The organism is Paenibacillus sp. D51F (genome assembly GCF_053345695.1).
In genome coordinates this window covers 303,662-317,718 of the sequence record NZ_JBKFAO010000005.1, presented here as the reverse complement: position 1 = coordinate 317,718, position 14,057 = coordinate 303,662, and the positions used below count along the sequence as shown (strand labels likewise).

General features: G+C 60.6%; 10 protein-coding genes. All 10 read left to right on the top strand.

Going from position 1 to position 14,057, the window contains the following annotated elements; genetic code table 11:
- Positions 1-5: 5 nt before the first annotated feature.
- The 10 genes from ACLBWT_RS12195 to yycI all read left to right on the top strand — a co-directional run bounded on the left by ACLBWT_RS12195 (position 6) and on the right by yycI (position 13,948).
- Positions 6-1,967, top strand: a complete 1,962-nt coding sequence (locus ACLBWT_RS12195) for a DHH family phosphoesterase (protein ID WP_447663390.1) — start codon at positions 6-8, stop codon at positions 1,965-1,967.
- Positions 1,964-2,410: a 50S ribosomal protein L9 gene (gene rplI, locus ACLBWT_RS12190; RefSeq protein WP_447663389.1), complete on the top strand. Its 447-nt coding sequence runs from the start codon at positions 1,964-1,966 to the stop codon at positions 2,408-2,410. The genes ACLBWT_RS12195 and rplI overlap by 4 nt, the downstream gene beginning before the upstream one ends.
- Positions 2,411-2,429: 19 nt before the next feature.
- Entirely contained in the window at positions 2,430-3,785 is a 1,356-nt protein-coding gene (dnaB, locus tag ACLBWT_RS12185; RefSeq protein WP_447663388.1) for a replicative DNA helicase, read from the top strand.
- A gap of 840 nt (positions 3,786-4,625) precedes the next feature.
- Positions 4,626-5,912 carry an adenylosuccinate synthase gene (locus tag ACLBWT_RS12180; RefSeq protein WP_447663387.1) on the top strand — a complete coding sequence of 429 codons (1,287 nt, stop codon included), beginning with the start codon at positions 4,626-4,628 and terminating at the stop codon, positions 5,910-5,912.
- A gap of 176 nt (positions 5,913-6,088) precedes the next feature.
- A complete protein-coding gene (locus ACLBWT_RS12175; RefSeq protein ID WP_447663386.1) occupies positions 6,089-6,931 on the top strand; it encodes a hypothetical protein in 843 nt (280 codons plus the stop codon).
- A gap of 442 nt (positions 6,932-7,373) precedes the next feature.
- Positions 7,374-8,837, top strand: a complete 1,464-nt coding sequence (locus ACLBWT_RS12170; RefSeq protein ID WP_447663385.1) for a peptidoglycan DD-metalloendopeptidase family protein — start codon at positions 7,374-7,376, stop codon at positions 8,835-8,837.
- A gap of 146 nt (positions 8,838-8,983) precedes the next feature.
- The gene (yycF, locus tag ACLBWT_RS12165) at positions 8,984-9,733 is read left to right on the top strand and encodes a response regulator YycF (protein WP_447663427.1); all 750 of its coding nucleotides are present in this window, start codon (positions 8,984-8,986) and stop codon (positions 9,731-9,733) included.
- A complete protein-coding gene (gene walK / locus ACLBWT_RS12160) occupies positions 9,733-11,565 on the top strand; it encodes a cell wall metabolism sensor histidine kinase WalK (protein WP_447663384.1) in 1,833 nt (610 codons plus the stop codon). Before yycF ends, walK begins: the two co-directional genes overlap by 1 nt.
- A complete protein-coding gene (yycH, locus tag ACLBWT_RS12155) occupies positions 11,565-13,136 on the top strand; it encodes a two-component system activity regulator YycH (RefSeq protein WP_447663383.1) in 1,572 nt (523 codons plus the stop codon). The genes walK and yycH overlap by 1 nt, the downstream gene beginning before the upstream one ends.
- Positions 13,136-13,948, top strand: coding sequence for a two-component system regulatory protein YycI (yycI, locus tag ACLBWT_RS12150; RefSeq protein WP_447663382.1), 813 nt, complete (start codon positions 13,136-13,138; stop codon positions 13,946-13,948). Before yycH ends, yycI begins: the two co-directional genes overlap by 1 nt.
- The last annotated feature ends 109 nt before the right edge of the window (positions 13,949-14,057 follow it).

Here is a 14,057-nt window from a genome sequence, read left to right as displayed (position 1 = left end):
GTACTATGCCGAAGTTGCTTCTTAAGCGCTGGCACGGGACCCATATGGTGCTGGCTCTCGTCCTCATGATCGCGTTGTCGGCGACCTTGTTCTGGTTCGAATGGCCGCTTGGCGCGGCCGCGTTCGTCCTCACGATCCTCTGCGGCGTCTATATCTTCCTGGCGGAGAAAGCTTTCCGCAAGGATCTCAAGAAATATTTGGGCACCTTGTCCTACCGTGTCAAAAAAGTCGGCAGCGAGGTCATCAACGAGCTGCCTTTCGGTATCATTCTATTCAATGACGATCGTATCGTAGAGTGGCATAATCCTTTTGTCGCGGACATGATGGACCGGGATTCGGTTGTCGGCATTCCGCTGCTCGACCTGTTCCCCGCGCTCGCCCAGGCGAAGGATAGGCCGGGCAAGATGGAGGTCTCCGTCGGCGCCGATATTTACGAGCTGCTGTTCAAGCCGGGCGAGAAGCTTCTGTACATCCGTGAAATCACGGAGATGTGGCAGCTGTCCAAGGCTTATGAAGAAGAGAAGCTCGCGCTCGGAATCGTGTTCATCGACAACCTCGACGAGGTGTCGCAGTCGATGGACGATCAGCAGCGGACGACGCTGCTGTCCCGTGTCACGACGGAAATCACGGAATGGTCGCAGCAGGAGAACCTCTATATCAAGCGGCTCAACTCCGACCGGTTCCTGCTCATCACCGACCAGAAGGCGCTGCGGCAGCTGGAGCTGTCCAAGTTCATCATCCTGGACGAAGTTCGGGAGATGACCGGAGATCTCAAGATTCCGATGACGCTCAGCATCGGCTTCGCGGCGGGGGCTTCGAGCATATCGGAGCTTGGCCAATGGGCTCAGATCAGCCTGGACATGGCGCTTGGACGCGGAGGCGACCAGGCGGCCGTGAAGGTGGGAGAGCGGCAGAGCTTCTACGGCGGCAAATCCAACGCGGTCGAGAAGCGGACACGCGTGCGCGCAAGGGTCATCGCCCATGCGCTGCGCGATATGATCCGCGAGAGCGAGAAGGTCGTCATCGTCGGCCATAAGATGCCGGATATGGATGCCATCGGCGCTGCAATCGGCGTCGCCAAGGCAGCCCAGCATCTCGGCAAGGAAGCGTTCATCGTCCTGGAGGGCATCAACCCGTCCATCCAGAAGATGATGGAGCTGCTCAAGGAAGACGAGCGTCTGTACCGCCGCTTCATCTCGCCGGAGCAGAGCCTCGGGCTCGTCGATGCCCGCACGCTGGTCGTCGTGGTGGATACGCATAAGGCGTCGATGCTCAAGGAGCCGCGCATCCTCAGCCAGACCGGCCGGATCGTCGTCGTCGACCATCACCGCCGCGGGGAGGAGTTCATCCCGAACGCGGTGCTGATCTACATGGAGCCCTATGCTTCATCGGCCTGCGAGCTGGTGACGGAGCTGCTTCAGTATATTCACGACCGGCTCGTGCTCGACATCCGCGAAGCGACGTCTCTGCTCGCCGGCATCACGGTCGACACGAAAAGCTTCGCGCTGCGCACGGGCGCCCGCACGTTCGAGGCGGCATCGTTCCTGCGCCGCAACGGCGCCGATACGTCGATGGTGCAGCGGATGCTGAAGGAAGATTTGGAAGAATATTTGAAGAAAGCCGATATCATCAAGCATGCCGAAATCGTGCATGAACACATCGCCCTTGCCGTAACGGAGCCGGGCCAGCGCTACTCCCAGCTGCTGATCGCACAGTCGGCCGATACGCTGCTGAACATGACGGGCGTCTATGCGTCCTTCGTCATTGCGGAGCGCCAGGACGGACTCGTCGGCATCAGCGCGAGATCGCTCGGCCAGATGAACGTCCAGGTCGTCATGGAACGGATGGGCGGCGGCGGGCATCTCACGAATGCCGCCTGCCAGATGGACGGTTCCGTGCGCGAGGTGGAAGCCAAGCTCAGGGCTGTGCTGAGCCAAATGAATGAGGAAGAGGAGTTGTTCGAATGAAAGTCATATTCCTGCAGGACGTAAAAGGCCAAGGCAAGCGCGGCGAAATCAAGGAAGTGTCGGAAGGCTACGTACGCAATTTCCTGCTCCCGAAAGGGCTCGTAAAGCCGGCTGAAGCAGGCAACATCAAGAACCTGGAGATGCAGAAGGCGTCGGAGGACAAGCGCAAGGCCCAGGAGAAGGCGGATGCCGAGGCGCTGGCCGCGAAGCTGGAAACGCTGACGATCGTCGTGCGGACCAAAGCCGGAGAAGGCGGCCGTCTGTTCGGAGCCATCACGACGAAGCAGATCGCCGAAGCGCTGGAGAAGCAGGAAGGCATCAAGATCGACAAGCGCAAGATCGAGCTCCAGGAGCCGATCCGCGCGCTCGGGTTCAGCAATCTGGAAGTCAAGCTGCACCCTCAGGTGAAGGGCAAGCTGAAGGTGCAGGCGGCGGAAGAATGAGAACGGAGGGACTACGGGGATGAGCCAGGACGGATTGATGTTTGACCGGGTTCCCCCGCAGAATACGGAAGCTGAGCAGGCGGTGCTTGGCGCCGTCCTGCTGCAGGCGGAAGCTCTGATTACGGCGATGGAGAAGATCCGTCCCGAAGACTTCTACTTGAACCAGCATCAGATCGTGTTCGAAGCGATGATCGAGCTGGGCGAGAACAATCAGCCGATCGACCTTGTCACGCTGACGGCGTATCTCAGCGATCGCCAGCAGCTGGACGAGATCGGGGGCGTCAGCTATTTGGCCAAGCTGGCCACGGTCGTTCCGACCGCAGCCAACGTGGAGTACTACGCCCAGATCGTCGAAGAAAAATCGATGCTGCGGCGTCTGATCCGCACGGCGACGACGATCGTATCCGACGGTTACGGAGCTTCCGACGATATCGGACTCATGCTGAGCGAGGCGGAGTCGCGCATCATGGAGATCGCCAACCGGCGCTCCAGCAGCGGCTTCGTCTCCATCCGCGACGTTCTGATGGAAGTATTTGAACGCGTAGAGTTTCTGTATACGAACAAAGGCGGTTCCACCGGAATTCCATCGGGCTTTGTCGACCTCGACAAGATGACGAGCGGCTTCCAGCGCAACGACCTTATTATCGTAGCGGCGCGTCCTTCGGTCGGCAAGACGGCATTCGCGCTGAACATCGCCCAGAACGTAGGGGTCCGCTCGCGCGAGACGGTCGCCATCTTCAGCCTGGAGATGAGCGCGGCCCAGCTCGTCCAGCGTATGGTATGCGCCGAATCCAACGTCGACGCCGGCCGCATGCGGACAGGCTTCCTCGAAGGCGATGACTGGGAGAAGCTCACGATGGCGATCGGCGCGCTGTCCGAAGCGGAGATTTATATCGACGACACGCCGGGCATCACCGTCAGCGATATCCGGGCCAAATGCCGCCGCCTCAAGAAGGAGCGCAACCTCGGGATGATTCTGATCGACTACCTGCAGCTGATCCAGGGCCGCGGCAAGTCCGGCGAGAACCGCCAGCAGGAAGTTTCCGAGATCTCGCGTACGCTCAAGCAGATCGCGAGGGAGCTTGAGGTTCCCGTCATCGCCCTGTCCCAGCTTAGCCGGGGCGTCGAGCAGCGGCAGGACAAGCGTCCGATGATGAGCGACTTGCGGGAATCCGGATCGATCGAGCAGGATGCCGATATCGTCGCGTTCCTGTACCGGGACGATTACTATGACAAGGAAACCGAGAAGAAGAACATCATCGAGATCATCATCGCCAAGCAGCGTAACGGCCCGGTCGGTACGGTGGAGCTCGCTTTCTTGAAGAATTTCAATAAATTTGTGAGCTTGGATCGAACCCACGAGCCCGCTTCCTAGGCTTTTGGGTTCGATCAGACGAACGCACGAGCCTGCTTCCTAGGCTTTTGGGTTCGATCAGGCGAACCCACGAGCCCGCTTCCTAGGCTTTTGGGTTCGATCAGACGAACGCACGAGAGCCCGCTTCCTAGGCTTTTGGGTTCGATCAGGCGAACCGACGAGCCCGCTTCCTAGGCTTTTGGGTTCGATCAGGCGAACCCACGAGCCCGCTTCCTAGGCTTTTGGGTTCGATCAGACGAACGCACGAGCCCGCTTCCTAGGCTTGCGGGTTCGATCAGACGAACCCACGAGCCCGCTTCCTAGGCTTTTGGGTTCGATCAGGCGAACCCACGAGCCCGCGCCTTAGGCCCTATGTGCGAGCTTTCGAGCTTACGTCATGATAGAAAATACGACTTTCCGGATAACCGGCGTTGCTTGAACAGGACGCATGGTGGTCCGGAATTTTTTCATATCAGGCAGGAAGCAATGGAGATAATATCCCCTATCAAGGATTTTAATGGATCTCCAATACGAAAAATGTCTCTGCCAGCTCTTTGCATTCGCCATGCTCTTCGGAATCGTTCAGGGGTCGATCCGAACCTTGCATCTCTCTGATATACAATGCTTTAAGGAAGAAGTAAAAGCGGAAAAACCCTCTAAATCCGAACATTAAATGAAACATCAATGGCATCGTTCGCCTTATTTGTTGACATCCCATGGCAGGGCTGGTACACTGAGTTTGCTGCTTTTTTCGCCGCCCAGCTGCTTGCACGTAGTAACGTGCGAAAGCACCTGTATGAGAGCACAATCCGCGGCGAAGCATAAGACAGCAAATTCAGGCAGTAAAGCGGAGGTATGATCATGTCTACAGTTGTTGTTGTCGGCACGCAGTGGGGAGACGAAGGGAAAGGCAAAATTACCGATTATCTGGCGGACGGAGCGGAAGTGGTCGCCCGTTACCAAGGCGGAAACAATGCCGGCCACACGATTCTGATCGACAACAAGAAGTATAAGCTGACGATGATTCCATCCGGCATCTTCAATCATAATAAAACCTGCGTCATCGGCAACGGGATGGTCATCAATCCAGCCGCGCTGCTTGACGAAATCGACTATATCCATGAGAACGGGTTTTCGACGGACAACCTGAAAATAAGCGACCGCGCCCATGTCATCATGCCGTACCATCTCGTGCTGGACGGTCTTGAGGAAGAGCGCAAAGGCGACAATAAAATCGGCACGACACGCAAGGGCATCGGCCCCTGCTATATGGACAAGGCGGCCCGCGCCGGCATCCGCATCGCCGATCTGATGGACGCGGAGGAGTTCGAGAGCAAGCTGCGCCGGATGGTAGAGGAGAAGAACCAGGTGATCCAGCAAATGTACGGCGGCGAGCCGCTCGACGCGGACGCCATCCTGCCGGAATACCTCGCTCATGCGGAGCGTCTGCGCCCTTACGTGACGGACACGTCGGTCGTTCTGAACGATGCTATCGATACGGGCAAGCGCGTGCTGTTCGAAGGCGCTCAAGGCGTCATGCTCGATATCGACCAAGGAACCTACCCGTACGTCACGTCGTCCAATCCGACCGCTGGCGGCGTCTGCATCGGCTCCGGCGTCGGCCCTTCCAAAATCCAGCAGGTCATCGGCGTAGCCAAAGCCTACACGACCCGCGTCGGCGACGGTCCGTTCCCGACGGAGCTGCATGACGCCATCGGCGATCAGATCCGCGAGACCGGCCATGAATACGGCACGGTAACGGGCCGCCCTCGCCGTGTCGGCTGGTTCGATACGGTCGTCGTGCGCCATGCCCGCCGCGTCAGCGGCATCACGGGCCTGTCCCTCAACTCGCTTGACGTCATGACGGGCCTGGAAACGGTGAAAATCTGCACGGGGTACAAGTTCCGCGGCGAGATCATCGAGCACTATCCGGCCAGCCTGAAGATGCTGGCGGAATGCGAAGCCGTCTACGAGGAGCTGCCGGGCTGGTCCGAGGACATCAGCGGCGCCAAGACGCTGGCGGACCTGCCGGAGAACACCCGCCGCTACGTGGAGCGGGTGTCCGAGCTGACCGGCATCCCGATCGCGATCTTCTCCGTCGGCCGCAACCGCGAGCAGACGAATCCGGTTCGCCCGATCTACGAATAGGAAGACGAGCACGCAGCTGTCCGGCTATGCCGGGGCTGCGTGTTTTTTTGTTTTCCGCCCGACGAGCCTCCGACATTGCACAACCGGATCGGTTCTCTGGCAGTCTAGTGAATGTCCTCTCCCGATTATGCCCATACTGGTAGAACATAGCCGTTCTGTCGAGGGAGGAATCATAAATGAACTATAAAAAGATTGCGGTCTGGCTGGGCAAGACGGCGGCGACCGCGCTGCTGGCCAGCTTTTTGACGTTGTGGACGACGGGATACATCGTGACGAGCTATGTCGAGACGCTGCTCAAGCAATTCCATGTCCCCATCCAGGTGCAGCCTCTGTCCATGTCGGGCGTCTGGGGCATGCTCTGGGGAGCGGACAAGCCCGCAGGGGCGTCAACTCCTGTGACAGCGCCGCTGGATTCAACGCCTGCGGCCAACTCCGGCGAAGACCAGGGGGCTGTACCGTCCGGAACATCGAATGAAGGCAGCGGAGATATGCCGGACAGCGGACATGCCGACCCGGATTCGTCCGGTATCGGCACTGGAGCGGATGGCGGCGGGAACGGGTCGGCAGCAGGCAGCGGAAGCGCGGAGAATGCCGGCGGTTCCGGCGGCTGGATACCGGCTGCCGGAGCCGATAACGGCAGCATGGGAGGCGCAGACGGAGTCGGATCGGCTCCGGCGGCGGGCGGAAGCGATGCGGCTAACGACGGCTCCGGCCCGTCCTGGGAGGCGGGCAGCGGGTCGCCCGCCGCCAATGGAGAGTCCGGGATGCCTCCTGCGGGCAGCGGAGCGTCCGGCGGAAGCGGAGTGCCGCGAAGCTCCGCGGCGGGAGGAGACGGCGGATCGGGCAGCTTGGGCAGTGGAGGATCCGCACCGGATTTTTCTGCTGAGGCTCCCCCTGCTGCGGCCTCCCCTGCTCCCTCGCCGGACCGTTCTTCCGCAGCACCTCCTCAAGCGCAGCCGTCGGCCGACCCCGGTTCCAATGACGCAGGAGGCGCGTCGGGCCAGCCGCAAAATATATGAATCGAACCCTAGCGGTGGTTCAAAGTGTTACTCGACCCTACTATTTTTGATCCAAATGGCGAAATTGTGTCCGAGGTAGAAAACGGCGTCCTGCCGCCTGTTGTCGAAAGATGCCGACCATTCTGAAAAAATCCTAATCTCGCACCGTCCAGGCATCGGTTGTCCGTCAAAATGAACCTATGGTAAAGTTAAAGGCGAATTCTCCAATCGGAGCATTCGTCTTTTTTTGACTTCATTCGATTCTATCATCGGAGCAAAGAGGTTCGGATTGCTCTGCGTTTCCGCCCTCCAAGGGCGGCGAGCCGTATTGTTGACTGATCAAGCCGATTGCCTTGCTGATTCCTAGCTCGTTCAGCCCAGCGGCATATGGCCTGGGACCTGGCGAGATTCATAGGACCAAGAGAGCAAATGCAATCGAGCATGCGAAGAAGGAGACACGGTAGTGATTGCTTACAACCAACAAGAACCGCTTAAGGATATGAGGCCCGCACCAGGGCCGACGCGAAAAAAATGGGGCTGGATCGCAGCGGCGGCGCTTCTGCTTGCCGTTCTGGCAGGAGGCTCCTATTGGGGTTACTCCCATTACGTCAGTACCCATACGAACGAATATTACCAGGTTCTTCTGGATGGCAAGCCGGTAGGCACGGTAGACAAGCCGTCCACGGTGGCCGCGATGGTCAAGAAGGAGGAGCGGGAAACCGCGGAAGCGTACCCTAACCTGACCATGACGCTGCATACGGGAACGATTACTTACGAGAAGGTCCGGGAGTACAAGGGGAAGCCCGAGAGCGAAGCGACCCTGGACAAGCTGGCGGCGGGCTTCTCGGCGACGGCGACGGGAGCGGCGGTCAAGGTGGACGGCCAAGTCATCGGAATCGTGAAGAACGAGGAGACGGCCAGGACCGTGCTGGATCAGCTGCAAAGCAAATACGCGCCTCCACAGCGGATGAAGAGCGCCCTCAAGGTCATGGCTCTGTCGGCTTCGACGAAGGCGGCCGCGCCTGCCAACGGAATCAGCGGCGTCAAGTTCGCGGAGGACGTAACGGTGGATGAGGCGACCGAGCTTGATCCGTCGGAAATTCTCGGCCAGGACCAGCTGCAGCGAATTCTGACGAGCGGAACATCGACGGTCACGAAGTACACGGTGCTCAAGGGCGACTGCGTCGGCTGCATCGCGTCCAAGTTCGGCATTTCCAAGGAAGTCGTCTATCAGAACAACCCGACGATCGAAGACGATATGATCAAGGCCGGCGACATCCTGGACCTGACGGTCAAGAAGCCGGCGATCAACGTGGTCACGACGGAAAGCCAGTCGGAGATCATCACGACGGAGCCGCAGGTGATCATCCAGAAAAAAGCGACGATGAAAGCCGGCGAGTCGAAGGTCATCCAGCAGGGACAGCCGGGCTCCAAGCGGCTCACCTATTCTGTCGTCAAGCAGAACGGCTACAAGATGAGCGAGGATCTCGTCAGCATCGACGTCATCCGCAAATCCGTTCCGAAAATCGTCGTGCGCGGCACGAAGGTCGTCGTCGGGGAAGGAAGCGGAGACTTCATCTGGCCGGTATCGAACCATCGCATCACGAGCACGTACGGCACCCGTTGGGGCAAGCTGCACAAGGGCATCGACCTCGTCGGCGGCAGCACGATCAAGGCGGCGGACGAGGGGTACGTCGAATTCGCGGGCCAGAAGAGCGGATACGGCAATGTCATCATCATCAATCACCGCAACGGCTACAAGACGCTGTACGGGCATATGAGCAAGCTGTCGGTCCGCTCAGGCCAGGTCGTCGACCGCGGCCAGGCCATCGGAGTCATGGGCAATACGGGCCATTCTTTCGGCACACATCTGCATTTCGAGATTTACAAAAACGGAGCGCTGCAGAACCCGCTCAAATTCTTATAACAAGCTCCAGCATCCGGATGCCCGCAAGGGTTGTCCGGGTGTTTTTCGTTGCGGAGCCAGACGGCTATGCAAGGCGTGTCCATACTCTTTTATGGTAAACTAGACGGTAACGGAATCAACAGTCCAAGAGGCAGGCGGTGACGGGAATGCACGGCAAAATACTGGTGGTGGACGACGAGCGTCCCATCGCGGATATATTGAAATTCAACCTGGAGAAGGAAGGCTACGAGGTCATCTGCGCCTTCGACGGCGGCGAAGCGGTGCGCATGGCATTCGAGGACCAGCCGGATCTGATCCTGCTGGATCTGATGCTGCCGGTGAAGGACGGCATGGATGTATGCCGCGAGGTGCGTACGCGCCTGCAGACGCCGATCATCATGCTGACCGCGAAGGATACGGAGATCGACAAGGTGCTCGGGCTGGAGCTTGGCGCGGACGATTATGTGACCAAGCCGTTCGGGACGCGCGAGCTGCTCGCGCGGGTGAAAGCCCATCTGCGGCGCACGCAGAAAATCCAGGAGGCTTCCTCCGGAAGCAGCGTCGGAAGCAAGGAAGAAGGAGGGGAAGAGCAGCAAGGATTGAAGCTGTTCAACCTGTTCATCGATACGGATATGTATGTCGTCTACAAGGACGGACAGCCGCTCGATCTGACGCACCGGGAGTATGAGCTGGTCTATTATCTTGCGCGCCACAGCGGCAAGGTCATGACCCGCGAGCATCTGCTGCAGGCGGTATGGGGCTTCGAGTACTTCGGCGACGTCCGCACCGTGGATGTGACGATCCGCCGGCTCCGGGAGAAGATCGAGGATGATCCGAGCCGTCCGGAATACATTCTGACCCGCCGCGGACTCGGCTACCTCATGCGCAATCCGAAGCACGGCGGCTTCGGCGGCTGATGAAGGGGCGCCGCTGGTTCAGCACGATCCAGGTCAAGCTGATCGCGATCTACATGCTGCTCATCCTGATCTCCATGCAGGTGATCGCGGTGTATTTCGTCAGCTCGGTGAAGACTTCGCTGACCGAGACGTTCACGAACAGCCTGAACGACCAGGCGCGCGCTCTGGCCGTGCTGGCGGCGGACAAGCTGACGGAGGAGAGCCTGGCCGCGCCCGCCGACAGCGGCAAGGAGGCCTCGTCCCTGTCGGAGTACGTCAACAGCCTGTTCAGCCGCAGCGGCTCGGAGCTGCAGGTGCTCGACGCCAGCGGCCGCGTGCTCGCGGCCTCGGATGCCTACAGCGGCTACATAGGGAAGAAAAACACTTCCCTGATGGTCAGCCAGGCGCTGCAGGGCATTCCCGACAACGAGCAGGACATCCTCGACGAGGACAACGTGCGCAAGAAAATCATCACGCAGCCGATCAAATCATCCGACAACCGGATCGTCGGGGCGGTCTACATCGTGGCTCAGATGACCGAGGTCAACGCTACGGTCGACCGGGTCAACCGGATCTTCGTGTCCGGCACGCTGATCGCGCTCGGCCTTACGGGCGTGCTCGGCGTCGTGCTGGCGCATACGATTACAAGCCCGATCAAGGGACTGACCCGCCAGGCGGAAGCCGTGGCGGAGGGACGCTTCGACCAGCAGGTGCCGGTGCTCGCCGACGACGAGATCGGCCGCCTCAGCGAAGCGTTCAACGAGATGACGCATCGGCTGCGGGAAGCTCTCTCCGTCAACGAAGAGGAGAACGAGAAGCTGCAGTCCGTCCTCTCGAACATGAGCGACGGCGTCATCGCGGCGGACGAGTACGGCACGGTCATGGTTTCCAACCAGCGGGCGATCGAGCTGCTCGGCGTCGATACATGCGAAGGCTGCAGCCTCTCCGAGCTGCTGGAGCTGCCGCAGGAGCGGCTTGAAGCGCTGCGCAGGTCGCGCGGACTGGCCGCGGTGCTCGTGAAGGAGTCGCCGGACGGCGAGGAGCGCTGGGTGCTGCGCGTGACGCTGAGCCCGATCCACCGGCGCGGCCGCGGCATCACGGGGACGATCGCGCTGCTCCAGGATATTACCGAGCAGGAGAAGCTGGACCAGTCGCGACGGGAATTCGTCGCGAACGTATCCCATGAGCTGCGGACGCCGCTGACGACGATCCGCAGCTATGCGGAGGCGCTTGATGACGGCGCCCTTGCGGAGCCGGAGCTTGCCGGCCGCTTTGTCGGCGTCATCCGCAACGAGACCGAGCGGATGATCCGGCTCGTCTCCGATCTGCTCCATCTGTCGCGGCTGGATTCCCAGCAGTCGACGCTGCGGCGCCGGGAGACGGAAATCGCCGACATGCTGGATGAGGTCGCGGACCGATTCTCCGTGCAGATGCGCAAGAAGGGAATACGCGCCGTCGTCCGCGTCGAGCCGGACGTGCACACCGCCGTGCTGGACCGCGACCAGATCGACCAGGTGCTGGACAATCTGATGTCGAATGCGATCAAATACACGCTGGAAGGCGGCCGGATCGAGCTGGCGGCGCGCGAGCATGAGGGCGATATGCTCGCCGTCAGCGTCAAGGATTCCGGAATCGGCATTCCGAAGCGGGATCTGAGCCGGATTTTCGACCGTTTCTACCGGGTCGACAAAGCCCGCTCGAGGGAAATGGGCGGCACGGGACTCGGGCTGTCCATTGCCCGGGAAATTATCAAGGCGCACGGCGGATCGATGACTCTCGAGTCGGAGCTTGATGTCGGCACGACGGTGACGTTCTTCGTGCCGAGACTGCAGGAGAAGGGGGAGCCGGCCTGATGGAAAGAGCCAAAACATGGATGCTCGCCTTGCTTGTCGTGCTCAGCCTCGTCCAGAGCTACATGCTCTCCTACAGCGTGCCGGGAACTGCCGTGCGGACACCGCAGAACTACGTCAATACGGAGCAGATGGGACCGGAAAGCAAAACCGAGGACGTGCTGTTCCCCGAGCAGATGATCCTGCATTTCGGCAACGGCAACCACACGGTGCTCAATCCGGGCGATCTCCCTTTCTACAGCCTGATCATGAGCAAATTGAAGGGCCGCCAGTTCGGCGGCTTCCAGCGGACGAGCGCCGAGATCGTGAATTGGCTGGAAATCCGCGACCGCAACCTCGGCATCGAGCTGAGGCTCGGCAGCGGGCTGCCGGTGCAGCTGCTCTCGCGCATGCTTCAGCTGGAAAGCAGCGACGGCACCTTCCAGTCGGACGCGATCGACCGGATCTGGATCTTCCGCAGCGCCGGCAGCGAGGAAGTAAGGACGTTCTTCTTCAGCACGGACGGCAGCGCAGCGTATGAGGCGACTCAGGCCGACTTGACCGTGCGGGACGTGGAGGATGATGTCGGCCTCGGCGAATATTGGACTCCCTACAAGCCTAATGTCTACGGCGTCTACCTGCCGCAGCAGCCGGTGGAAGCGGCCGAGGCGGAGACGGACTACCAGACGTACTCGCCGGATCTGCTGCAGCGCAATCTGTTCTTCGATCCCGGCATGACGCGCAGCCGCAAAGACCGGACGGGCTCGCAGGTGTATACGGACGGCAAGCGGACGCTGCAGGTCGAGCAGGACGGGCAATGGATCAGCTATACCGATCCGGCCGCGCCGCTCAGCGGAACCGGGACGGGCGCAAGCCGGACGACTCCGGCCGGCAGCATCTCAAGCTCGGTGCTGTTCGTCAACCAGCATGGCGGCTGGGACGGCCTGCATCAGCTCGAAGGAATGACCGAGCCGCGAAGGCCGGACCGCATGCCTCAGCCAGGCGGGGGCGCGGCGGCGAGCGGCGCGAGCAACGGCGCAGATCAGCATTTTCTGCTGTTCCGCCAGTACTTCCGTTTCGGGGAGAACCGGATTCTGCCGATCGTGCCATCGCCGGAATTCCGCTTCGGCTATATTGAACTGACGGTCCAGCAAGGGAATGTCACCGCCTATGAGCGCTCGCTGATTACGCTCAGCGGCTCGCCGACACGCAAGGCGGTGCGCTGGCTGCCCGGAGGAAGCTCGCTGGAGGCCGCGATCTCGGGCTATGAGCGCCGTTCGGAGATCCGTTCCTTGTACCCGGCGGTGAAGGCGTATCGGGCCGATGAAGGCAGCATCCGGTTCACCCCGGTGTGGGCCGTCCGTCTCAAGGACGGCACGGAGCAGACGCTGACCGGGCCGCTGGCCGAGAGCTACGACGGATCGGATCTTTCCAGAACCGATCTCTCGGCTGTTGCGCCGACGCCGACCCCTAGCCCGACGCCGACTCCGGACCACTCCGAAGGGTTTCAGGGTCCGCTGGCAAGCGGCAGCACCGCTGACGGCGGCACGACAGGGAATCCAGCTGCCGGCAGTGGGAAAGGGGGGAGCGGCTGATGGATTGGGGAAGGGCGAAAAGCGTTCTGATCCTGGCATTTCTGCTGCTCAACATGCTGCTCGGCTATCAGCTCTGGATGGATGTGCGCGAGCGGCTGCAGCCGAACAACACGGTGGCTGGATTGTCGTCTGACACGCTCGCCGCGATGAAGGGCAAAGGCATCGAGCTGACAGGCGGCATTCCGAAGGAAACGCCGGAGCTGCAAAACCTGACTTATCGTTATGTAGACGTGGATGCGGACGGGCAGAATGGAGTCGCCTCTGCGGCAGAAGCGCCGGGCGGCAAGATCACGGAGCTTCAGACACCCGTGGACAGCCGCGTCGTGTTCGACCCTAAGGAGCTGAGCAAGGCTTTGGGAGGCGTCATTCCCGAAATCGGCAAATACGACCTGGACACGGCGGTATATGACGACCGCAAGTTCGTGCTGTACCGGATGGCGGAAGGCAGGCCGATGTTCAACGTCCGGCTGGAGCTCTATTACAGCAATCAGCGGATTACCGGCTATCGGCAGCAGCGGATCGAGCTGCTCCCCTCGGAGCAGCAGAGCCCGCCGCAGTCCGTGCTGCCCGCCTCCAAGGTCATCCGCTCGGAAATCATCGAGCGCTACGTTCCGGAGCATGCTGTCATCAAGGAGATCCGGCTCGGCTACAAGGAAGGCCAGCTGTTCGATTCCGAGACGCAGGTATCCACGCCGTCCTGGAGGATTCTGATGGAGGACGGCAGCGTCATCTACCTTCAGGCGTACAGCGGAGAGGTGCTGACGGACGCGGCTCAGCCGCAGCCGCCCTCCTCGCCGGGAACCGGCAAATAGAACGGCGGCCGCCTCTGGAGAAGGCGCTAGGGCTTGCGTCGACGGCGGCCGCGACACAAACCGGCATCCCGCGAAGCATGGGTGAACAAGGCGCCCTCAATGAGAAGCA